Source organism: Streptomyces sp. NPDC006691 (assembly GCF_042869955.1).
Lineage (GTDB): Bacteria > Actinomycetota > Actinomycetes > Streptomycetales > Streptomycetaceae > Streptomyces.
This window is the reverse complement of record NZ_JBIAGW010000024.1, coordinates 24,095-45,421: the sequence shown is the minus strand read 5'-3', so window position 1 is coordinate 45,421 and position 21,327 is coordinate 24,095. Positions and strand designations below refer to the sequence as shown.

Genomic DNA, 21,327 nt, shown 5'->3' with positions numbered 1-21,327 from the left:
GCTCCGTACGCCTGTGAAGGGCCGCCGCACCGAAAAGGTGCGGCGGCCCTTCGCTTTGCCGGGGGCGTCAGCGCGTGCCGCGCAGCCGCTTCCACGGGGTGAAGGTGAAGATCGCGCCGCCGAGCAGCAGCACGGTGCCCGCGACCAGGCCGAGCGCGCGCAGGGCGCCGTTGTCGCTCGCGCCGGTCTGGGCGAGGCCGCCGGAGCCGGCCGTGGAGGCGCTGGATCCGCCGGTGGCCGCCGAGCCGCCCGCCGCGCCACTGCCGCCCGCCGCGCCGCCGGGCTGGGCCGAGGTGTCCAGTTCCAGGGAGACGGGCGCCGAGCCGGAGACCTTGCACGGGATGTGGATCGGGGAGCCGCCGAGCGTCACGTCGATGGACAGGTCGCCCGGGCTCAGCGTCGACTTGCCGGAGGCGCCCGGCTTGTAGGTACCCGTCATGTCGGTGAGGCTGACCGGGGCGCCCGACTTGATCGGGTCGGGGTTGGCCGGGCCGGTGACGGCCACCGTGCCCTTGTCGGCGCCGCCGACGACGACCTGCATGGACGGCTTGAGCGCGCCCGCCGGAAGGTCGGCCGGGCTGTTCATGACGCCCTTGGCCGTCTTGACCGTCAGGCCGTAACTCCCGCCGCTCTTCTTGGCGTTGATGGTCACCTTGGACTGGATACTGGCCGGTCCGGGCGAGGTGCAGGCGAAGTTGACGGCGACCTCCTTGCCCGGGAAGTCGGTCTGGCCCCCGCTGCCTCCGGTGGTCCCGCCGGAGATGGTCCCGCCGCTCGTGGTGCCGCCGGAGGTCGATCCGCCGGACGTGGACCCGCCGGTGGTGCCGCCGGAAGTCGTCGTGGCGCCCGAGGTGGTGGACCCGGTGGTGCCGCCCGAGGTGGTCGAGCCCGTGGTGCCCCCGGACGTCGTCGTGCCCCCGGTCGTCGAGCCACCGGTGGTGCCGCCCGCGTCCGTCACCTTGATCGTCGCGGAGACGCCGACCGTCGCCTTCGGCGTGCACTTGGTGTCCGTCGACATGATCTGGTTGACGTTGATGTTGTAGGCGTCCGGCGTCAGCGTGACGTCACCGGCCTTGGTCAGCTTCAGCTTGGCCGTCATGTCCGAGAGGACCATCGGGCTGTTCTTGGGGATGGGCGGGTTCTGCCGCGGGCCCTTCATCGCGATGTCCGCGGTCTGCGCGCCCGCCGCCTTCAGGGTGCCGGTGGGCTGGACGACGTCCTTGTTGAGGTCGAGGACGTTCGGGTTGTTCGAGGCGGCCTGGGTGAACTTCCAGACGACGTCCACCTCGTCGCCCACCTTGGCCGTGGCGGGCGCGGTGATCTGCACCTTCGTCGTACCTTCGACCGGCGGCAGACCGGAGATGGACGGCGGTATGCACTCGGTGGCGTACGAGACTTCGGCTGCTTGTGCGGGACCTGCGGCCAGCATGATCCCCGCGCCGCCGAGCATCAGCGCGAGACCGGCCGCGCTCATCCTCCGTTGCGTGGTCACGGATTTCCCTTCGTCGTGGAACGTTACGGACGGTTGGGGTGGTTCTCGGACGGTGCGGAGTCGGGGGTGAACCACGGCAGCGCGGCCGTGGTTCCGTGCGGGGCGGCGCCCGGATCGGGGGCGGGCGCGGCAGGCGGCGGGCCTCCGGCGGGCGGTGGGCCTTCGGCCGGCGTCCGGCGCACCTTCGGCAGCCTCACGGTCACGTCGGGCAGCCGTACGCCCCGGTGGCGGGCCTGCTCGGAACGCCGGGGGACGCGCGGGCGCAGCCGGTCGACGACGACCATGCCGATGCGGAAGACGGCGGCGGGCACCACCAGGCAGAGCAGGATCCAGAAGAGCGTGACGCCCCAGGGCCGGTCCACGCCCCACGGCTCGGTGGCGAGCAGCTTCTTCGCGTACTGGAGTGAGACCTGGTAGTCGCCGTGGGCGCCGGGCGACAGCTCGAAGTCGAGTTTGATCTCGGCCTTCTGGCCGGCCTGGATGGTGCCCTTCCACTGCCGGTCCTCCCACTGGGGCGCGAACACGCCGTGGGCGGTGCCGAGTTGGAACACGGGATCCTTGACGGGGCCCGAGCCCAGGTTGCCGACGGTGAAGACCAGGGTGCGGGCGGGCGGCGCGCCGAACCAGGTGAGCAGCGAGCCGCTGCCGTCCAGGCGCGGCTCGGTGAGCACCGCGAGCTTGCCCGCGCCGGCAGCGGGCAACGGCTCCTCGGGATGCCCCGTGATCTTCAACTCGGTGTCCACCACGGCCTGTTCGCCCTGCACGGTCGCCACATGGACGACGCACGGGCAGGGCTTGGGCGGCGGCGCGGCCGAGAGGACCTTGCTGAAGGACCCCTTGTCGTCGGTGGTGACGGCCTGACCGTCCGCGTTGGAGCAGGAGTTGGTGCCGCCGATGACGCCGAGCTCGGGGTTGGACTCCCCGCACACGAGGAGCATGAGCAGCGCCCCGGGCCGCCACCCCTTGCCGGTGACGGTGATGTCCGCCCCCTTGGGGACCTCGCTCCGGGAGAGCGCCACGCTGCGCCCGGGCACCATCGGGGCCGCGTACGAGGATCCGGTGATCAGCAGGGCGAGCAGGCAGGACAGCAGACCGGCCAGCAGCGGGGCGAGGGCCGCGCCCCCGGGACGTGGCTTCACTGAGGGGCTCCTGTCTGCGCCAACTCGCGTTCCACTAGCGGGACTTCGACCGGCTCGGCGGAGCGCCGCCGATGGCGCCGGACCAGCCGGAGGGCGGCTGCCACGCCGCCGAGGGCCACCAGAGCCGCCCCGGCGACCGCGCCCCACGGCACGAAGACGGCGCTCGCCCGGGCCGTGGCGTGGGCCCCGCCGTCCGCGGTCACGTCGAGCCGTACGGTGACCCGGTCGAGGGCGGGCGGATGCGGCCAGGGTTCGCTCAGTTCGACGCGCTGGCCGGGCAGGAGCTCGACGGGCAGCGCCTTGGCGGGGTGGTTCGGCCCGCGCCCGAACACGCCGTCGGCGCGCAGCGCGAGGCTCGGGGCCAGGTCGGTGTTGCCGCGGTTGACCAGGGCGTACCGGATCAGCCCGTGGGCCTTGTCGACGCGTACGGACTCCACGGTGAGGGCGCTCAACGTCGGGCCCGCTACGCGGAGTTGGAGACGCACCCCGACCTGGCGTCCGCCCGCTTCGGCCAGCAGGGCGGCGGGGTGGTCCCCGGGCTGCGCGCCGGACGGGACGGTGACGGCGAACGGTACGTCGGCGCGGGTGTGCGGCGGGATCCTGACCTCGGGTGCGGCGAGGGCGATCCAGGGGTCGGGGGTCGGGCGCACGGCGAAGTCCCCGTTGGTGGCGTTGTAGGCGGCGGCGCCGCGCAGCCTCACGGTGAGCGGGGCGCCGGAGGGGTTGCTCAGCGAGACGGTGTCCTCAAGGACCGCGCCGGGCGGTCCCTCCAGATAGAAGTAGGGCCGCCCGTCGGCGCTGGGGCGGGTCCCGCCGCCGGATGCGGGCGCGGCGGTCCAGTCCCCGCTCGCTGTCGGCGCGGCCACGGCGGCGGGCGCCGAGAAGGCGCACAGCAGCAGGGCCGTGACCGGCAGGGCCAGGCGGATCGGACGCATCGGCGGCTCCTCGGACGCGAGGCGGGTTCCTTGCGGGGTGCCCTTGCGGGGTGCCCTTGCGGGGGTTCGTCGTTGGTTCGCCTGCTGGGGTTGCCCGCGAGGTCTGCTTGCGGCGTTTCCTCGTGCGGCTCGCTCATGAGGCTTCCTCGCGGGGTCTCCTCGTGGGCGTACGGACTCAGGCCCGTTGGTTGCGCCGGGTCAGCCAGAGCACTCCGGCCGCGCCGACCAGGACGACCGTGCCGCCGAGCGTGCCGAGCGCCACGGCCGAGTCGAGCGGGCCGGTCTTGGGCAGGGCCGCCGGAGCGCCGCCACTGGTACTGCCACCGCTGCCGCCGGTGCTGCCGCCGCCACCGCTGCCGGTGCTGCCGCCCGAGCCGGCGGCTCCGGTGACGTCCAACTCCAGGGACGGGCCGGGGCTGTTGCTGGCCGTGCAGGTCGTGGTGGTGCCGAGCGCCTTGATGGTGAGGACGCCGGCCGTGAGGGTGACCTTGCCGTTGGCCTTGGGTACGTACGTTCCCGACAGGTCGCTGATCTTGATGGGCGAGTTGGCGGGAATCTCCGCGGTGTTCGCGGGGCCCTTGACCGCGATGGTGCCCTTGTCGGCGCCGCCCAGGTTGATCAGGGCGCTGGGGTTCATCGCGCCGGCGCCGAGCGCGACCGGGCTGGAGGACACACCCTTCTGGAAGGTCATGGTCACGTTGTAGGAACTGCCGCTCTTGACCGCCTTGATGTCGATGGGCGAGACGGCGCTCTTCGCCCCGATCGGGGTCTGGCAGTTGTAGTTCACGTCCACGACGGACGCCTGGGCCGCGGGGGCGGTGATCAGCACCACCGAGCCCGCCACCGCCGTCGCCAGCGCGAGGGCTGTCCTCTTCCGGTACGACACCTCTGGTTCCCCTTATGCCGGTTGAGCCGGAGGCCGCCAAGTTACTGACGGCACATCAGATTGGGCGCTCAAGGTACGCCGGGGAGGTTGTCGAGGGAAGACAAAGAACGGGCCGGATCGAGGCCCGGGCACGCCTGCGCCCCGGCGGCCCGGAGCACGGGTGACCGTGAACAGGAGTTACCCGGGTGCCCCGCGTTGCGCCGGAAGGGGACCGCGCGAGCGCACCGGCCGGGGCCGCCGGGACCGGCCGAATCCCGGGCATCGGGGGGCGGCCCCTTCCGGAAGCGAGGGGCCGGACCCCGCGGGGAGCGGGCGGCGGGACCCGCGGAGAGCCGGGCGGGCGCGTGGGGCCGGGCCCGCCGGCAGGAGCGGGCAAGGGAAGGCGAGACGCCGGTCGATGACATCGGCCGGCGTCCATGGATCGGTGGATCGGCACACCAGACATGAGGGGCTCGGCAAACGCCCGAGCCCCTCATGTCGAAGGCGGGAGAAACCCGCGGACACCCCGGCCTCGCCCAAAGGGCGAGGGCGACGAAGGGCTTACGCCGGGGCCGCCAGCTCCGCCCAGACCGTCTTGCCGGCCACGCCCGGTGTGCGCACCACGCCCCAGTCGAGGCAGAGGCGCTGCACGATGAACATGCCGTGTCCGCCGGGTCGCCCCGCGCGGTGCGGGGTGCGGGGCGCGGGCTGGCCCGAACCGAGGTCGCTGACCTCCAGGCGCAGCACCTTCGCGGTGTGCGAGACGCGCAGCCGCTCGGGACCCTCGGCGTGCAGGCACGCGTTGGTCACCAGCTCGGAGACGACGAGCAGCACATCCTCGCAGGCGGCGCGGCCCTCGGCCGTCGCCGCCGGGAGCCAGCCCCAGTCGTAGAGGGCCTGCCTGGTGAAGTCGCGGGCCATCGGAACGATGCCGCTCGCCCCCGACAGCTCCAGGACGCGTGCGGATACTACGGGGGCCGGGCTGTCGTTTTCCGACAGCCCGGCGTCGGGCCCGGCACCTTGGGATTCGGGCCCACGGTCGCCCGGAGCCTGCTCCCGGGTGGTGCTCATCAGCGCTTCACCTCACCGATTCGCCAATGTCTTCAGTCTGGTCTCCTGCCCGGACGAATCCGGGTCAGTCACTCAGAGCGGTATCGAGCGAATCATGCACGGTGAAGACCGCCTCCGCCCCCGTGATCTCGAATACCCGAGCCACCACGGGCTGCATGGCCACCAGATGCACCCCGCCGCCCAGCTCCTCCGCCTTGAGGCGGGCGCCGAGCAGCACGTTCAACCCGGTGGAGTCGCAGAACTCCAGCTGCGAACAGTCCACGACGAGCCGAATGCGCCCCTGGTCGAGGGCTTCCTCCAGCGGCTCCCTGAGCAGATCCGCGGTGTGGTGATCCAGCTCACCCGCGGGTGTCAGAACCTCGCTGTGACCAACGGTGCGGACTCCGACCCGGAGCCGGCCCCGATTCGTGCTGCCGACCGTGCCGCGGTCCATGCCGTCCCTCTTCGCCGATTCGTCGTAACTTCCCAGGAACACTACGCCTTCCCTACGCCATCTGGAACCCGAACATCACACCAAAACAGACATATACCAACAAAGAAGCCTTGCGAGAGCCTACTTAAAGCGGGTAGGGGTAGTAGGGACAGCTATTCAACACGACCGGCCACGGAGGCGCCGCACACCGCGGACAACACGTATGGGCATCGGCAGCCATATGCCGAGAACGATGGAGGAGACCCATGTCACCCCGGCTCGACGAATCGCTTGCGGATACGTCGATCAAGCAGGAACCGCAGGACATCCGCCCCCCACATGCACGATCGCACGAAACCGAGGGACTTGAGGGACTTCCCGAAATCCCGCCCTACACCGAGGTCGGCCCCGTCGACGCCCGGGCACTGTCGAAGACGCTCTTCGCGCGCCTGAACGCACTCGAAGAGGGCACCCCCGAGCACGCCTACGTGCGCAACACCCTGGTCGAACTGAACCTCGCCCTGGTCAAGTTCGCCGCATCGCGCTTCCGCACCCGCAGCGAGCCGATGGAGGACATCGTCCAGGTCGGCACGATCGGTCTGATCAAGGCGATCGACCGGTTCGAGTTCGACCGCGGGGTGGAATTCCCCACCTTCGCGATGCCGACCATCGTCGGCGAGATCAAGCGCTTCTTCCGCGACACCTCCTGGTCGGTGCGGGTTCCGCGCAGGCTCCAGGAGCTCCGTCTGGACCTCGCCAAGGCGGGCGACGAACTCGCCCAGCAGCTTGACCGCTCGGCCACGGTGGGCGAGCTCGCCGAACGCCTGGGCATCACCAAGGAAGAAGTCGTCGAAGGCATGGCGGCGAGCAACGCGTACACCGCGAGCTCGCTGGACGCCCAGCCCGAGGAGGACGACGCCGAAGGCGCGCTGAGCGACCGCATCGGCTACGAGGACCACGACCTCGAAGGCGTCGAGTACATCGAGTCGCTGAAGCCGTTGATCGCGGAACTGCCCGCGCGGGACCGGAAGATCCTGTCGCTGCGCTTCGTCGCCAACATGACGCAGTCCGAGATCGGCGAGGAGCTCGGCATCTCCCAGATGCACGTCTCCCGGCTCCTCGCGCGCACCCTGCGCAAGCTCCGCAAGGGGCTGACCGTCGAGGAGTGAGCACAGCTGTCCGAAGGGCCCGCACCGTCGAGGTGCGGGCCCTTCCGCGTTGTTGACGCGGCGGTGCGCACTGGGTCACATTGAGCGCTGGGCCTGCGGGGGTCTGGGGGGACTTCATGGCGTACGAAGAGCTTGAGGCGCCGATGCGCGAACGCCTGGGACGCGAGTGTCTCTACGTGCCGTCCGGCCGGCTCGGGCTCTACCTCGCGCTCAGACACCGGTGCCCGCCCGGCGGCCGGGTCCTGATGTCGCCGGTCAACGACGACGTGATCTTCTTCGTGGTCCTCGCGGCCGGCCTGCGACCCGTCCAGGCGCCGCTCGACCCCCTGGACGGATCCCTCGACACGGCGGCCGTACCGGACGCGCTCTGGTCCGGGCTCTCCGCCGTCCTCACCACCAACCTGTACGGCAACCCCGACCCCGCGCCCGAACTGGCTTCCCTCTGCGCCCGGTTCGGCATCGCGCTCATCGAGGACGCGGCTCACGCCATCGGCAGCGAGACGGCCGGGCGCAGGGTCGGCACGTTCGGCGAGGCTTCCGTCTTCAGCCTCTCCAAGCACACCGCGGCCAAGGCGGGCGGCTTCCTCGCGCTCGCCGACCCGGGCCTGCGCGAGGCGCTCGCCACCTCCCGCGACGCACTGCTCGCCCCCCGCAGGTCCGGCGCCGAACTCGCCTACTGGGCCCGCCCGTACGCCGAGTCGGCCGTACGGGGGCTGCGTCTGGCCCCGGCCGCCCGGGCGGTGCTGCGGATGCTCGGCCGGCAGGAACGCGAGGACATCCGGATGCCGCTGCGTCCCGCGGAGCTGACCCGCGCCGCCGAGTCCGCACCCGGTCTCGCCGCCTTCCACTCCTGGGCCCGGGTCGACATGCACGACTACCGGGCGACTCCCGGAGGGGCCCGGCTCGCCCGCATCGGGCGGAAGCTGGGCAGGCTCGATGACGTACTCGACGCGCACCGCGGGGGCGCCGAGCGGCTGCTCGCCACCGAGTGGGCGCGGCCGAAGCCGGGGCCCGTCCAGCCGCTGTTCCGCGTTCCGCTGCTGGTCGAGGACCGCGACGCGGCCCGCGCGGCGCTCGCCCGGGAGCGGATCACGGTGGGCTATCTGTACGACCCGCCGCTCGACGACTACGCGGGCGAGGCGTTCACCGATCCCTCGCCCGCACCGGAGGCCGCCCGCTGGTTCGCCCAACACGCCCTGCCCGTCGACCCGTTGAGGGCCGAGCGCACCATCCAGGTGCTGCGCGCGGCCGGCGTGCGGCCCGCGCGGGGCGGCCCGGCCGGTGCCTGACACGGCCCGAACGGGGATCGAGGACATGGCCACCGCGCCGTCGGACCGGGCCGTGACGGACGGCGGCGAGCCCACCGGCAGCGGCGACTCGATGTTCCGCAACGCCTACGCCCTCATGCTGTCCACCGCCGTCTCGGCGGCGCTCGGCCTCGGCTTCTGGCTGGTCGCGGCCCGCTACTACAGCGAGGAGTCGGTCGGACAGGGCTCAGCGGCCATCGCCGCGATGAAGCTGCTCGCCTCGATCACCGCCACCACCATGATCGGCGCGGTGGTCCGTTACGTGCCGCGCGCCGGGCGCTCCACCGCGACGCTGGTGCGCCGCGCGTACCTCGCCAGCACCGGCGTGGTGGTGGTGGCCTGCGTCGTCTTCCTCTTCTCGCTGCCGCTGTGGGGGCCCTCGTACGCGCCGCTGTCCGGGCTCGCCGCCGGGGCGGTCTTCACGGTGTCGTCGGTGACCTGGGCGATCCTGACGCTCCAGGACGGCGTCCTCACGGGTCTGCGCAAGGCGATCTGGGTCCCGGTCGGCAACGCGGTGTTCTCGCTCGGCAAGCTGCTCCTGCTCGCCGTGTTCTCGGCGCTCACCCTCGGCGTCTTCGTGTCGTGGGCCGTGTCGATGGCCCTGTCCGTCCTGCCGCTCGGCTGGCTCGTCTTCCGCCGCCTCATCCCGGCGCAGGCCGCCGCCGACCGGGACCGGCCGGTTCCCGAGCTGCGCGAGATCGGCCGCTTCCTGGCCGGCGACTCGGTCGGGGCGCTGTTCTCGCTCGCGATGATCAACCTGCTGCCGGTGATGGTCGCGGTGCGCTTCCCGGCCGCACAGAACGGCTTCTTCTTCATCGCCTACACGGTGGGCGGAACCATGGAGTTCATGGCCGTCAACATGGCCTCCTCGCTGACCGCGCACTCCTCGCACAGCCCCGACAAGCTGGCCGACGGAGTGCGGGGCGCCCTGCGCCGGATGGCGCTGCTGCTCATCCCGGTGGTCCTCTTCCTGGTCCTGTTCGCCCGCCGGATCCTCGGGCCCTTCGGTGACGACTACGCCCAACACGGCACGCTGGTACTCCAGTTGCTGGCCGCCGCCGCGATTCCCCGGGTCGCCGTCGAGCTGTACATCGGGGTGCTGCGCGTCCAGGGCCGCACCGGCATGCTGGCGATCCTCCAGTGCGCGATGTGCACCCTGGTCCTCGGCGGCGCCTCGGTCCTGCTCGGTGTGTTCGGCATCTCCGGGGCGGGCTGGGCCCAGCTGTGCGCGATGACCCTGATGGCCCTGTGCTGCGTACCCGGACTGCGCGGCGCCCTCGCGGGCCGCGCCGCCATCCGCACGCCGAGTGCCACCAAGCCGCCCGACTTCGGCACGAGTTGGGCCCGGAAGGCACAGGCGGCCAGGACCGAGGAGGCGCGGGAGTACGGCACGCGCTGGGCCACCCAGACCGCGTATCTGCGCGGCGGCATGGACACGGCGACGCCCGCCCTCGGCATCCCGGTGTACGTCCCCGGGGCGCACCCGGAACAGGGCTCCGCGACGACCCTGCACCTGCGCCTGCCGCCCGGCCCGGCGGCCCGCGAGAGCGACGAATCGCGCCTCACCACCGCGCTGTGGCTGCTGCTGGGCCTCGCCGCGGGACTCTTCTGGGTGCCGCTCTCACGGGCCGGGGGCGCGGCGGGACCGCGGCTCGACGGCACCGGTCTGCTGCACGCGCTGCCGCCGGTGAGCCTGACCGCGGGGGTGCTGCTCATCGTGGTGTGCAGCGCGGCGCTCTCCCTCTACCGGCCACGGCCCGGCCTGTTGGCGGCCGGCCTGTGGGTGACGGTGGCGGCCCTGCACACCGCCCCGGTCATCCTCGGCGTACCGCCCGAACGGCTGTCCGGCCCCTGGCACACCCCGCTGGCCCGCTTCCTGTCCGAGACGGCGGGCCTGGCCGGGCCCTCGGGTGTGGAGCGCTGGCTGCCCGTGGTCCTGCAACTGCTCTGCCTGGCCCTGGCGACGGTGGCGCTGCTGGCCCTTGGGGTGCACTGGCGGATCACGGCGGCCGTGGTGTGGGTGCTGGCGGTCGCGGGCTGGGCGGCCCAGCGGACGTTCGCCGGGGTGGCGCTGCCGGTCTTCGTCGGACTGTGCGCGGCGACGGCGGCGGCACTGGTGCACCGCCGCCTCAGTCCCCCTCGCGCCTGACCCGCTTCGTACGCTCCACCGCCCCCCGGGTCGCGGCCGGCAGCGGCAGCCCCGGAAACGCGCAGGCGACGGTGGAGAACGCGGCGAGGGACACGAGGAAGGCGGTGGCCGAGAAGCCGTGCACGAGGAAGAGGCAGGTGGACACGAGCGCGCCGAACGAGAGGCTGAGCGGGGCGGCGAGCGCGAGCGCCTCCAGTCTCGCCCCGGGTCGCAGGGCCCGCGGCTGCGGGTGGAGCAGGGCGAGCCCCGGGCCGAGGCTCACGTACAGCAGTACGGGGATCCAGCGGGCCGGGGTTGCGGCGGGCAGCGCGGTCGCGCCGAGTGCGGCCCAGCCGGACAGGGCGAGGACGGCTCTGATCTGGTTCTGGCCGATCGTCATGGCGACCTCCGGGTCGTGGATGGCTGGGCGCTCAAGTCCCGCGGCCCGGGGCCCTCCCGGGAACGGGGGCTGGGGGCGGAGCCCCGAGGGGCGGCTCAGTCGGGGCGCGGGGGGACGTATTGGAGGACCTCGCCGTAGGGGCCCCGTTCCAGCAGCCGGAACCTCGGCGAAGCCTCAAGCTTGGAGCGCAGCTCCGCGAAACCTCCGGGCGGAAGCAGCCCCTCCCCCGCCGTGTAGACGTCCTGCGTCCGCGTGAGGACGAAGTACACCGGCCGCCCGTCATGGGGGAGTTGCGGCTCCAGATACCCCACCGGGTCCCGCAGCATGATCGCGTTCTGCGGCTCCTCCTGCTCGGCCACGTACCAGTGTTCCAACTGGTCGTAGCGGTGCAGCGCCTGCGGGAAGGACCCGGTGACCGCGAGGATCATCGAACCCTTGGGCGCGCTGTCGAGGAGCCGGGTCACCATCGCCGTCTCGGCGGGCGGCGTGTAGTACATCCGCTCCTTGCCGTAGTACGCGGGGATGAACCCGGCCACCAGCAGCACGAGCACCACCGGCAGCGCGACGGCCGCCACGCGGCGGCGGACGACGGGGCCGATCCGCCCGCCTCCCTGGCCCGCCGCCGCCGGGACCAGCGCCGCCGCCGCGAAGAACGCCGCCCCGGGCAGCCCGAACAGGTAGACCCGGAACAGCATTTCACCGCCGTAGTCGTTGACGGCGAACAGCGGGACCGGAGCCACCGACACCAGGAGCAGCGGCAGCGCGCTCCTGACCAGCTTGCGCCGCAGGACCACCGCGATCGCCGCGAGCACCGCGACCACCAGGACCATCACGATGTCGGCCCGGCCCTGCAACACCGGTCCGTGACCGGTGAGTTCGCCCGCGTAACCGGCCCGCGAGTTGTTCAGGAGGTTGCCGACGGACTCCTTCAGCGAGGACAGCGTCTCCACGAACAGCGGGCGGCCCATCGTGACGTCCCAGATCAGCATGATCACGGCCGTGACGGCGAGCAGCCCGGGGTTGCGGTAGCGCCGGGTCAGGTTGAGCGCGAACAGGGCGACGCACAGCATCACCGGGGTGAGCTGGTGGGTGAAGTTGATGGCGGCGATCAGCGGGGCCAGGATCGCGACGCAGACCGCGCGCTGGCGCCCGGTGGTGGGCGGCGGGACGCTCGCCGCGGCCGGGTCGAGGTTGGCCCGGGAGCGCAGTTCGCCCGCGGCCCCGGGACGGACGAAGTGGCGGAACACCACGGCCAGTACGGCCAGGTCCAGGATCAGTGCCAGGCCCTGGGGCGAGAAGTAGTCCTGGCCGACCCAGTTGGCGACCTCGAAGATCCACACGCCGGTCCACACCAGACGCCAGTCCTCGGCGAAGGTGCGGTAGATCAGGACGAGCACCGGGATGAGGACGACGCCGTAGAACAGCGGCGCCCAGTTGAGGTACGACGCCGCGGTGTCCACGCCGAAGGCGCGCACCAGGCCCGCGTTGAGCGTGAAGAAGCCCGGCCACTGGTCGTACGCCGCCATGTTCCCGGACAGCGGCACGCCCGGCCGCAACTCCTGGTTGGCCAGCAGGTGGTTGACCACCGCGTCGTGCTTGGACGCCCATGGGTAGCGCACCGCGTCGTACAGGATCGAGGTGGGCGCCTTGAGGGCGAAGAGCAGGGCCACGCTGTAGAGGCCGGGCCACCAGGGCGCGGTGCCGGCCCGCCGCAGACTGACGACGAATCCGCCGGTCAGGACGGCGAGCGAGAGGTAGAACGCGGCGGGCAGCCGGTCCATCAGGCCCCAGTCGTCCATGTGCCGGAAGTCGATGCCCGGCAGGGAGTACACCCACAGGGCGGTGGCCGACACCAACGGCAGCCAGGTGAAGAGGATCTGAGGTCTCATCAGGTCCGGCACGGAGCGGCGCCGAGCGCCCGCCGCCGGGCCGTCCGCCCGCTCGTCGGCCGCGTCACCGGGGGGCTGCTGCGCGCTCCCCCGGGCCGGTGCGGGCACACGGTGCTGCACAGTGCGACTCCCCCCACGCATGTGGTCACGGCCGTCACGCCGCGGTCCCCTGGCTGTCCCCTTCGAGCGAGTATAGGAACACTCCTCGCACCCGTGTGGCTACACCGCGAACGGCCCCGGGCCCGCTCATCCCGCGAAGACGGGACCCTTCACCGCGGCTCTCGTGCGGCGGTACAGCCGCCAGCCCACGGTCAGCGGCGAGTCGTTGTAGGGGGCGGCACGCGCCCCCTGCCCGCACATCCACGCCGTCACATCGGCGAGCGTGTGGCTCCGGCGCACGATGAGCCGGGCGATCCGGTACGCGTCGTCGCGCTCCGAACTGAGCGCGTGCCGTACCGCGACGGCCGTCTCGTAGCCGGCGGCGCGCGCGGCCCGGCGCACGGCGGGGTTGTTGTAGCCGTGCGGGTAGGCGAGATGGTCGATCCGGTGGCCGAGGACGTCCTCCAACTCGGCCTTGGCGTCGGCCAGTTCACGGTGCAGGGCCTGGCGCCCCAGGGTGTCGAGCTGGGGGTGCGAGACGGTGTGGGCGCCGATCTCCACTCCGTACTCCTCCAGGAGCCCGGCCTGACCGAGGGTCATCATCGGCGCGGGCGGCAGCAGACAGCGCCGGCCGCGCTTGATCGCGCCGGTGGTGAGGTAGGCGGTGGCGGGCACGCCCCGCTCGGCGAGCGCCTCCGCGGTGCGCCGGGGCAGGTCGGCGAAGCCGTCGTCGAAGGTGAGCACGACCGGCCGGGGCGGCAGCGGGGCCCGCCCGGCGAAGTGGGCGGCGAGCGTCCCGATGGTCACGGGGGTGCGTCCGCTGTCCCGGATCGCGTCCAGGTGGGCCTCGAACTGCCGCGGCGGGACGGTGAATTCGGCGATCCAGGCGGGCGGGTCCTCCATCACCGCGTGGTACAGGAGCACCGGGACGCCCGGCGCCCCCGCGCTCACCGGGTCACCTCCCACGGCCGCCGGTGGCCGCGCACCCGGTGCCGGGCGCGGAGGTAGCCGAGCGGCCCGTACAGCATGCCCCGGCGCTCCAGGCGGGACAGTGCCCGCGGCCACGGATGGTTCCGCGCGCCGTGCTCTCCGGGTACGGCCTGCTCCCCGGCGTCGCGGTGCGCGCTGATGGCGAGCGCGTGCGCGAGTCCGCGCGGCACCCGGGCGAGCAGCGCGGGCAGCAGGGCCGGGCGGCGGGCGATGATCGCGGTCAGATAGGCGGTGAGCCCGGCGCCGTAGCCGTAGGCCTGGTTCTCCAGATCGCGCCAGGTCTCGCGGTGGTGGTGCCAGACCAGCGCCTCGGGGGTGTAGCTGAGCCGGTGTCCGGCGACGACGACCCGGGCGAAGGCGTAGAGGTCGTCACCGCCCCTGGCCGGGGTGCCGGTACCGGTGGCCGGGTCGAAGCCGCCGATCGCACGGATGACGTCCGCCCGGAAGGCCATGTTGGCGCCGGAGCCGAACCGGCCCGCCGTGAACGGGAACAGCGGCTCGTCGGGCGGGGGTCTGCGCGGGTCGAAGTGGCGGGGCGCGAAGCCCTTGGTGAAGCCGCCGTGACTCTCCAGGAGGATCTGGGCGGGCGTGGTGAGGCGGGCGGGCAGGATCAGTCCGGTCGCACAGCCGAGCCGGGGGTCCGTCGCGAAGGGCGCGGCGAGCGAGGACAGCCAGCGCGGGTCGGCGATCACGTCGTCGTCCGTGAACGCGAGGATCTCGCCGTGCGCGGCGGCGACGCCCCGGTTGTGGGCGGCGGCGAGCCCCGGCACGGGCTCGACGGCGTAGCGGACGCCGAGCGGGGCGTAGCGGCGCTCGATCAGCTCGCGGGTCCGGTCGGTGGCGGGGTTGTTGTCGACGACGAGGATCTCGTGGTCGGGATGGTCCTGTGCGAGCAACGAGTCCAGGGCGCGGGCGAGTTGGGCGGACCGCTCGCGGGTCGCGACGACCACACTGGCGCGGACCGGCGTCGGCGCGGGCGCGGGCCGCTCCTCGGGCACGAACCCGGTGAGCTGCTTGCGGGCCGCCGCCGCCAGGACCCCGGCCGCGTCCTCGCCGTGGTGCACCCGCCCGAGGACCGTGCCGACCGGCCGCCCCCGCAGCCGGACCAGGACGTACACCTCGCCGGGGCCGATGGGCGGCCCGCCCGGCGCGGGTCTCAGGGAGAGCACGTCCCCGTCGAGCCCGTCCAGGTCCAGTTCCCCGACGCCGATCCCCTGCCCGGCGTCGCGCTGTCTCTCCAGGTCCTGGGCCCATGGCCCCTGCGGTGCCTGCGACGACCTGTCCCACACTGTGCTGTCCCCCCGTGCTCCGCGTCTTCCGATGGCCTCGACGGCCGCGCCCCGACGGGGGCTACCTTCCGGCGCCGCGCAACCGCGCGGCCCGCTTGAGGCCGCGCTGCGCGAACCCGGCGAGCCCCGGCCGTCGCCGTACGAACCCATGGGCCCGGCGGGAGGGCTCCCGGCCGATCCAGTGCAGCACCGCGCCCGCGCCCGGCCGGGTGGCGGCCCCTTCGTACACCGGTATCTCGCCGGTCTTCAGGGCGTCCTTGTACTCGGCGGCCCCCCGGCCGAGGTCGAGCATCCCGATGCCCTCGGCGGCCGCGGCCTCCGCCATCCGCAGATGGAGCACCAGGCCCGGCGAGTACTTGGCGTACTCCGGGTCGTACGACGGGAACCAGCAGGCCAGAACCGTGCGCGAGCGCAGCCCGAAGTGCGCGGCGATCGGCGCGTCCCCCGCGTACAGCACCGAGAGCACCCCCGAGCAACCGGGCGCGCGGGTGTGGGCGAGCTGTCGTACCAGGGTGCTGATCCACTCCTGGGCGAACCGGTCGCGCCGCCCGGTGCGGCGGTACTGCGCGGACTTCCACTCCATGAGGCGGGCCAGCGCCGCCGGGTCCCGCTCGTCGAAGACGAACCGGACCTCGCCCGTCTGACGCCCGAGTCTGCGCTCCTTGGCGGTGGTGGTCCGGAAGAACTTCGGCGACCGCTCCCGCAGGATCGCCTCGTACGCCGCGTAACCGGCTCCCACGTCGATCACGTAGGAGGCGTACTCGGCGGCGGCGTCCGGCACGAACAGGGACTGGCCGTCCTCCAGATTGTCGAACTCCCAGGAGGACAGCCCGCACGCACGCAGCAACTCACCACTGCCGCATGTCAGTTGAGACCGGCCGATGATCCCCTGGGCGTCCGAGACGCCGAACCCGATGGCGCGGCCCTGCCCCAACTTCCCTTTCTGGTAGGGGAAGAAGGCCGCGGGCTCGCCGCCCTCGTACACGACGGCCACCCGCGCCGAGGAGCGCACCCGGCCGACGGCCAGGGTGAACTCCGGCTCCATGAAAGGATTCTCCGGCGCCTGCGTCCTGGCCCGCAGTTCGCGCCAGACGTCCAGCTCCGCGGCGCTCAGATCGCCGGGTCTGACCACCCGCACACGCCCCCCGGCCCCTGCGGCGGCGCCGCTCCCGCGCGGACTGCCCATTTCGACCCCCCGGTCTCCCCCGAGCCACGCTGCCCCTGGACGGTACCGGTCGATTTCACCCGACGGTAGGTACCGTTCCGCGGTTTGTGACCATATGGAGACGCTTGGTACGCCGTCGACGTCGTGGCCCGTTCATGACCTGTGCGAGCGGGCGGTACGGGAGGGGCCGGGCGTACGGGTGGGGCGCCCGGCGTGAGCTAATGCACGGTATGAGCTACTTCATGACCGACCTGTCGGGCGCCTCCGTCGAAGAGCCCGACGAGGCCACGATGCGCACGATCCTCGACGGCCTGGCCGACGCCGACGACGAGCACCCCGATGTCTCCCTGACCCATGAGAACGGCTGGTCCCTGAGCGCCTTCCCGAGCGGCGAGCTGCTCTGGCTCCTCTGGGAGAACCTGGACGAGCCGGACGCACAGCCGCGCCAGATCCCGGCGGTGGCCAAGGACGAGGTGCTGCGGCTCTTCGGGCTGCTCGCGAGGGGCGAGACGGCGGAGATCGACCGCCTGGCCGCGTCCTGAGGCGCGGAGGTCGGACCTGAGCCCCGGAGGCGGCACGGGCCCCGGAGGCCGAGGGGCGTGCGGCGCATATTCACCGGGCAATCGCGCTCCCGTGCGCCGTCCCGGCCGGGGAACCGGCACCCCGGGTTCCGGGCATCTTCCCCTGCGTAGCCGGAGGCGCAGCGGTCCGGGGAGGGCCGCGCGGGCGAAGGGGACACGGCCGATGGAGAAATGGCTGTGGCGGCGGAGTTCATGCGGGACGGCGGATGCGGCGGCGGTGCCGCCGTCCGTCGCCCGGGAGCCGGATCCGGCGGCTCCCGAACGCAGGGTGGCCGGGGCGGCGACGGCCGCCGCGGCCGGCTCCGCCCCTCCTTCGTCCACGCCGGGGCCCGGCCCTTCCACGCCACTGGCCGGGCCCCGACCCCCGCACGCTCAGACCCGGCGGCCCGCCCGCCAGACCTCGTCGACCAGGGGCACGCCCGGGCGGTAGGCGAGGTGGACGTGCGAAGGCGCGTCCAGGAACGCCAGGTCCGCGCGGGCGCCGGGAGTCAGGCGTCCGATGTCGGTGCGGCGCAGTGCGGCGGCGCCGCCCGCGGTCGCCGACCAGAGCGCCTCGTCCGGCGTCATCCCCATGTCGCGTACGGCGAGCGCGATGCAGAACGGCATCGAGGACGTGAAGGACGAGCCCGGGTTGCAGTCGGTGGACAGCGCGACGGTCGCACCGGCGTCCAACAGCCGCCGCGCGTCCGGCCATTGAGCCCGGGTGGAGAACTCGGCACCGGGCAGCAGGGTCGCGACCGTCGCGCTGTTGGCGAGCGCGTCGACGTCCGCGTCCGTGAGGTGGGTGCAGTGGTCGGCGGAGGCGGCATCCAGCTCCACGGCGAGCTGTACGCCGGGCCCGTACGTCAGCTGGTTGGCGTGCACGCGCGCCAGCAGCCCCTTGGCCTGGCCTGCGGTGAGGACGGCCCGCGCCTGGTCCCCGTCGAAGGCGCCCTTCTCGCAGAACACGTCGACCCAACGGGCGTACGGGGCACAGGCGTCCAGCATCGCCCCGGTGACCAGGTCGACGTAGGCCGCCGGGTCGTCGGCGTACTCGGGGGCCACGATGTGCGCGCCGAGGTAGGTGACCTCGTCGGTGTGCTCGGCCGCGATGCGCAGGGCGCGGGCCTCGTCCTCGACGGTGAGCCCGTACCCGGACTTGGTCTCCTGGGTGGTGGTGCCCTGCCGCAGCGCCTCCGCGAGGTAGCGGGCGACGTTGGCGCCCAGCGCCTCGTCGCTCGCGGCGCGGGTGGCTGTGACCGTGGTGCGGATCCCGCCGGCCTGGTAGGGCCGGCCGCTCATGCGGGCGTTGAACTCCTGGGTCCGGTCGCCCGCGAAGACCAGGTGGGAGTGGGAGTCGACGAAGCCGGGGATGACGGCCCGGCCCTTCGCGTCGACGGCGTCGTCGGCGGCGGGGGCGTCGGCCGTGCGGCCGGCCCAGGCGATCCGCTCGCCCTCGATGACGAGGGCGGCGTCCTCGACGAGGCCGAGGGGCCCGTCCCCCCGCTCGGGGTCGTTGGTGACGAGGCTGCTGATGTTCCGCACGAGGGTGGTGCGCATGGGTTCCTTTCCGCATTCGGCTCCGGGTCGGCCGCCGGGGGGCTACGTTCGCAAGGCGGCGATCGCCGTCGACAGGGCCGAGGGCACATCCGGTACCAGGGCGTGGACCCCGTCCCGCACCACGACCCGGCCCCCCACCACCACGTGCCGCACATCGGACGCGGTCGCCGCGAACACCGCCGTCTCCGCGGCGAGCCGCGGCACCGCGCCGGCCGTCCGGACGGAGTCGAGCGCGATCGTGGCCAGGTCGGCCGGGGCCCCGGCCTCGATGCGGCCGGCCTCCGGCCAGCCGAGCGCCGCGTGGCCGTCGGCCGTCGCCGCGCGCAGCAGCGCGGCCGCCGTCCAGTGCCCCCGCCGCCGCGTTCGCAAGCGCTCGTCGAGCTCCATCGCACGCGCCTCTTCGAGGAGGTCGATCACCGCGTGGCTGTCGCTGCCCAGCGAGAGCGGGGAGCCCGCCCGCTGGAGGGCGACCGCGGGCCCGATGCCGTCGGCGAGGTCGCGTTCGGTCGTGGGGCACATGCATGTGCCCGTCGCGGTGGACCCGATGAGCGCGATGTCCCCGTCCGTGAGGTGGGTGTTGTGCACGCCCGTGGTCCGGGTGCCGAGCACCCCGTGCTCGGCGAGCAGCTGCGTGGGTGTCATGCCGTACGCGTCGAGGCAGCCCTCGTTCTCCGCGGTCTGCTCGGAGAGGTGGACGTGGAGCGGGGCCCGCCGGGCCTCGGCCCATGCGGCGACCGTGCCCAACTCCCTTGCGGGGACGGCCCGTACGGAGTGGACGGCCGCGCCGATCCGCGCGTGCTCCCGCTCCTTGAGCGCCGCGCAGCGCTCGGCCCACGCCTCGGCGGTGCCGTCCGAGAAGCGCAGCTGGTGGCGGTCGGGGGCCGCGCCGAAGCCGGAGGAGAGGTAGGCGGTGTCGAGCAGCGTGATGCGGATGCCCGCCTCGGCGGCCGCGGCGATCAGCGCCTCGCCCATCGCGTTGGGGTCGTCGTAGGGGGTGCCGTCCGGCGCGTGGTGCAGATAGTGGAACTCGCCGACGGCGGTGATCCCGGCGAGCGCCATCTCCGCGTACACCGCGCGGGCGAGCGCGTGGTAGGAGTCCGGGGTGAGCCGGGACGCGACCTGGTACATGGTCTCGCGCCAGGTCCAGAACGTCCCCGAGCCGACCTGCACGGTGGCGCGCAGGGCCCGGTGGAAGGCGTGCGAGTGGGCGTTGGCGAGGCCGGGCACGGTGAAGCCGCGCAGCACCTCGGCACCGGGCGGCGGGGCCTCGACTCCCGTGCGGACGGCGGAGATCCGGCCGTCGCCGGCGACCTCCACGACCACGCCCGGCTCGACGACGGGGTCGAGCCAGGCGTGCTCAAGCCAGTACGTCACCTGCACGCCAGGCCCTCCAGTACATCGGCGAGTGCGAGCACCCCGGCGACGCAGTCGTCCTCGCCGGCGAACTCGGCCGGGGAGTGCGAGACGCCCGTGGGGTTGCGTACGAACAGCATGGCGGTCGGGATCGAGCCGGACAGGATTCCGGCGTCGTGTCCCGCGCCGGTGCCGAGCACCGGGGTGTGACCGCCGAGGATCTTGGCGATCTCGTCCCGCAGGGCGTGCTCGAACTCCACGACGGGCGTGAAGGACTCCCGTACGACGCTGAGGTCCACGCCGTCGCGCTCGGCGCGCTCCTTCGCGGCCCGCTCGATCGCGGCGACGACCGTGTCCAGGGTGGACTGGTCGGCGGCCCGCGAGTCGAGCCAGCCGCGCACGAGGGAGGGGATGGCGTTGACGCCGTTGGGCTCGCAGGAGATCTTGCCGAACGTGGCGACCGCGCCCGCGAGTTCGGCCTCGCGGCGGGCGGCCAGGACGGTCTCGGCGTACGTCAGCATCGGGTCGCGGCGGTCCACCAGGCGAGTGGTGCCGGCGTGGTTGGCCTCGCCCGCGAAGTCGAACCGCCAGCGGCCGTGCGGCCAGATGGCGGAGGCGATGCCGACGGCGTCGCCGCTGAGGTCGAGGGCGCGGCCCTGTTCGACGTGCAGCTCCACGAACGCGCCGATGCGGGCGAGGCGTTCGGGGTCGGGGCCGATGGTGTCCGGGTCGTACCCGGCCCGCTCCATGGCCTGCGGGAGGCTGATCCCCTCCTGGTCGCGCAGGCGGTGCGCGGCGTCCACGGTGAGCTGTCCGGCGGTGAGCCGGGAGCCGACGCAGGCGAGGCCGAAGCGGGCGCCCTCCTCGTCACCGAAGTTGGTGACGGCGAGCGGGCGGGTCAACTCCGTTCCCCTGCGCCGCAGTTCGTCGAACGCGGCGAAGGACGAGACGACGCCGAGGGGGCCGTCGAAGGCGCCGCCGTCCGGGACGGAGTCCAGGTGCGAGCCGGTGACGACGGCGTCACCGGCCGCCGGATCGCCGTCCCAGGCCCACTGGTTGCCGTTCCGGTCCAGCTCGTAGGCGAGTCCGCGGGACTCGGCCTGCGCGCGGAACCACTCGCGGCACTCGGCGTCGGCGCCGGTCCAGGCGTGGCGGCGGTAGCCGCGGGTTTGGCTGTCGCGGCCGATGGGTGCCAGCTCGCGCCACATCTCCTGGAAGGAGGATCCCCCACCCCGCCCCTTCCCGAGACCCTCCGGGGGATGCGGCTGGGCTGCGGACCGTGTGTGGCTGGTCGCGCCACCGGCGGGGTTGGGGTTGGCCACCTCCGTGGCTGCGGCGGGGTCGCTGGGTCCCTGCTCGGCCGCGGACCGTGCGGGGCTGGTCGCGCAGTTCCCCGCGGCCCTGGAGGGGTCGGACGCGGGGAGCCCCGTCGCCTCGGCCGGGGTCGCGGCGGTTCCCGCGCCCCTGGCGGCACCGGGCGCCGGCGTGTTCAGCCCGGCCGGCG

General features: G+C 73.3%; 18 protein-coding genes. 4 read left to right on the top strand and 14 right to left on the bottom strand.

Translation table 11 applies throughout. The annotated features are described in order from the left end of the window. Positions 1-67: 67 nt before the first annotated feature. From ACFYNP_RS33820 to ACFYNP_RS33795, 6 genes are all read right to left on the bottom strand, one after another. The gene (locus tag ACFYNP_RS33820; protein WP_388791047.1) at positions 68-1,474 is read right to left on the bottom strand and encodes a hypothetical protein; all 1,407 of its coding nucleotides are present in this window, start codon (positions 1,472-1,474) and stop codon (positions 68-70) included. A 41-nt stretch (positions 1,475-1,515) separates the two neighbouring features. Next, positions 1,516-2,631 (bottom strand): hypothetical protein, encoded by a 1,116-nt coding sequence (locus ACFYNP_RS33815; protein WP_388416434.1) that lies wholly within the window; start codon positions 2,629-2,631, stop codon positions 1,516-1,518. Further along, positions 2,628-3,566 carry a hypothetical protein gene (locus tag ACFYNP_RS33810; protein ID WP_388790987.1) on the bottom strand — a complete coding sequence of 313 codons (939 nt, stop codon included), beginning with the start codon at positions 3,564-3,566 and terminating at the stop codon, positions 2,628-2,630. The genes ACFYNP_RS33815 and ACFYNP_RS33810 overlap by 4 nt, the downstream gene beginning before the upstream one ends. A gap of 175 nt (positions 3,567-3,741) precedes the next feature. Then, the gene (locus tag ACFYNP_RS33805) at positions 3,742-4,452 is read right to left on the bottom strand and encodes a peptidase (protein ID WP_388790985.1); all 711 of its coding nucleotides are present in this window, start codon (positions 4,450-4,452) and stop codon (positions 3,742-3,744) included. 540 nt (positions 4,453-4,992) lie between these two features. Then, positions 4,993-5,502 (bottom strand): ATP-binding protein, encoded by a 510-nt coding sequence (locus tag ACFYNP_RS33800; RefSeq protein ID WP_388416443.1) that lies wholly within the window; start codon positions 5,500-5,502, stop codon positions 4,993-4,995. Positions 5,503-5,566: 64 nt separating this feature from the next. Beyond that, entirely contained in the window at positions 5,567-5,935 is a 369-nt protein-coding gene (locus ACFYNP_RS33795; protein WP_382597246.1) for an STAS domain-containing protein, read from the bottom strand. Positions 5,936-6,180: 245 nt separating this feature from the next. Here ACFYNP_RS33795 and ACFYNP_RS33790 point away from each other — a divergent pair, with 245 nt between their 5' ends. From ACFYNP_RS33790 to ACFYNP_RS33780, 3 genes are all read left to right on the top strand, one after another. Beyond that, positions 6,181-7,083 (top strand): RNA polymerase sigma factor SigF, encoded by a 903-nt coding sequence (locus ACFYNP_RS33790; protein ID WP_388790983.1) that lies wholly within the window; start codon positions 6,181-6,183, stop codon positions 7,081-7,083. A 116-nt stretch (positions 7,084-7,199) separates the two neighbouring features. Further along, positions 7,200-8,372 (top strand): DegT/DnrJ/EryC1/StrS family aminotransferase, encoded by a 1,173-nt coding sequence (locus tag ACFYNP_RS33785; RefSeq protein WP_388790981.1) that lies wholly within the window; start codon positions 7,200-7,202, stop codon positions 8,370-8,372. Between the two features lie 25 nt (positions 8,373-8,397). Next, positions 8,398-10,539 (top strand): lipopolysaccharide biosynthesis protein, encoded by a 2,142-nt coding sequence (locus ACFYNP_RS33780; RefSeq protein ID WP_388790979.1) that lies wholly within the window; start codon positions 8,398-8,400, stop codon positions 10,537-10,539. Here the strand turns inward: ACFYNP_RS33780 and ACFYNP_RS33775 are convergent. The 5 genes from ACFYNP_RS33775 to ACFYNP_RS33755 form a co-directional block, all read right to left on the bottom strand. Further along, positions 10,520-10,918 carry a hypothetical protein gene (locus ACFYNP_RS33775; protein WP_388416453.1) on the bottom strand — a complete coding sequence of 133 codons (399 nt, stop codon included), beginning with the start codon at positions 10,916-10,918 and terminating at the stop codon, positions 10,520-10,522. The genes ACFYNP_RS33780 and ACFYNP_RS33775 overlap by 20 nt on opposite strands. Positions 10,919-11,013: 95 nt before the next feature. Beyond that, the gene (locus ACFYNP_RS33770; RefSeq protein ID WP_388790977.1) at positions 11,014-12,927 is read right to left on the bottom strand and encodes a hypothetical protein; all 1,914 of its coding nucleotides are present in this window, start codon (positions 12,925-12,927) and stop codon (positions 11,014-11,016) included. 126 nt (positions 12,928-13,053) lie between these two features. Beyond that, positions 13,054-13,830 (bottom strand): polysaccharide deacetylase family protein, encoded by a 777-nt coding sequence (locus ACFYNP_RS33765; RefSeq protein WP_388416840.1) that lies wholly within the window; start codon positions 13,828-13,830, stop codon positions 13,054-13,056. Positions 13,831-13,853: 23 nt separating this feature from the next. Further along, positions 13,854-15,107: a glycosyltransferase gene (locus tag ACFYNP_RS33760; protein WP_388791045.1), complete on the bottom strand. Its 1,254-nt coding sequence runs from the start codon at positions 15,105-15,107 to the stop codon at positions 13,854-13,856. Between the two features lie 139 nt (positions 15,108-15,246). After that, positions 15,247-16,371, bottom strand: coding sequence for a GNAT family N-acetyltransferase (locus ACFYNP_RS33755; protein WP_388790975.1), 1,125 nt, complete (start codon positions 16,369-16,371; stop codon positions 15,247-15,249). A gap of 209 nt (positions 16,372-16,580) precedes the next feature. Here ACFYNP_RS33755 and ACFYNP_RS33750 point away from each other — a divergent pair, with 209 nt between their 5' ends. Continuing rightward, positions 16,581-16,892, top strand: a complete 312-nt coding sequence (locus ACFYNP_RS33750) for a hypothetical protein (RefSeq protein WP_388790973.1) — start codon at positions 16,581-16,583, stop codon at positions 16,890-16,892. Positions 16,893-17,303: 411 nt separating this feature from the next. On the opposite strand, the gene hutI is transcribed toward ACFYNP_RS33750, so the two are convergent. The 3 genes from hutI to ACFYNP_RS33735 are packed head-to-tail and all read right to left on the bottom strand — an operon-like array spanning position 17,304 to position 21,031. Next, complete coding sequence (gene hutI, locus ACFYNP_RS33745) at positions 17,304-18,470, bottom strand: imidazolonepropionase (RefSeq protein ID WP_388416462.1); 1,167 nt, start codon at positions 18,468-18,470, stop codon at positions 17,304-17,306. Positions 18,471-18,512: 42 nt separating this feature from the next. Continuing rightward, positions 18,513-19,850, bottom strand: a complete 1,338-nt coding sequence (locus ACFYNP_RS33740; RefSeq protein WP_388790971.1) for a formimidoylglutamate deiminase — start codon at positions 19,848-19,850, stop codon at positions 18,513-18,515. After that, positions 19,841-21,031 carry an allantoate amidohydrolase gene (locus tag ACFYNP_RS33735; protein ID WP_388790969.1) on the bottom strand — a complete coding sequence of 397 codons (1,191 nt, stop codon included), beginning with the start codon at positions 21,029-21,031 and terminating at the stop codon, positions 19,841-19,843. Before ACFYNP_RS33735 ends, ACFYNP_RS33740 begins: the two co-directional genes overlap by 10 nt. Positions 21,032-21,327 lie beyond the last annotated feature (296 nt).

Coding starts and splice junctions, on each gene's coding strand:
- ACFYNP_RS33820 (WP_388791047.1), bottom strand. CDS start 1,474: ATGAGCGCGGCCGGTCTCGCGCTGATGCTCGGCGGCGCGGGGATCATG.
- ACFYNP_RS33810 (WP_388790987.1), bottom strand. CDS start 3,566: ATGCGTCCGATCCGCCTGGCCCTGCCGGTCACGGCCCTGCTGCTGTGC.
- ACFYNP_RS33800 (WP_388416443.1), bottom strand. CDS start 5,502: ATGAGCACCACCCGGGAGCAGGCTCCGGGCGACCGTGGGCCCGAATCC.
- ACFYNP_RS33795 (WP_382597246.1), bottom strand. CDS start 5,935: ATGGACCGCGGCACGGTCGGCAGCACGAATCGGGGCCGGCTCCGGGTC.
- ACFYNP_RS33790 (WP_388790983.1), top strand. CDS start 6,181: ATGTCACCCCGGCTCGACGAATCGCTTGCGGATACGTCGATCAAGCAG.
- ACFYNP_RS33785 (WP_388790981.1), top strand. CDS start 7,200: ATGGCGTACGAAGAGCTTGAGGCGCCGATGCGCGAACGCCTGGGACGC.
- ACFYNP_RS33780 (WP_388790979.1), top strand. CDS start 8,398: ATGGCCACCGCGCCGTCGGACCGGGCCGTGACGGACGGCGGCGAGCCC.
- ACFYNP_RS33775 (WP_388416453.1), bottom strand. CDS start 10,918: ATGACGATCGGCCAGAACCAGATCAGAGCCGTCCTCGCCCTGTCCGGC.
- ACFYNP_RS33755 (WP_388790975.1), bottom strand. CDS start 16,371: ATGGGCAGTCCGCGCGGGAGCGGCGCCGCCGCAGGGGCCGGGGGGCGT.
- ACFYNP_RS33750 (WP_388790973.1), top strand. CDS start 16,581: ATGAGCTACTTCATGACCGACCTGTCGGGCGCCTCCGTCGAAGAGCCC.
- hutI (WP_388416462.1), bottom strand. CDS start 18,470: ATGCGCACCACCCTCGTGCGGAACATCAGCAGCCTCGTCACCAACGAC.
- ACFYNP_RS33735 (WP_388790969.1), bottom strand. CDS start 21,031: ATGTGGCGCGAGCTGGCACCCATCGGCCGCGACAGCCAAACCCGCGGC.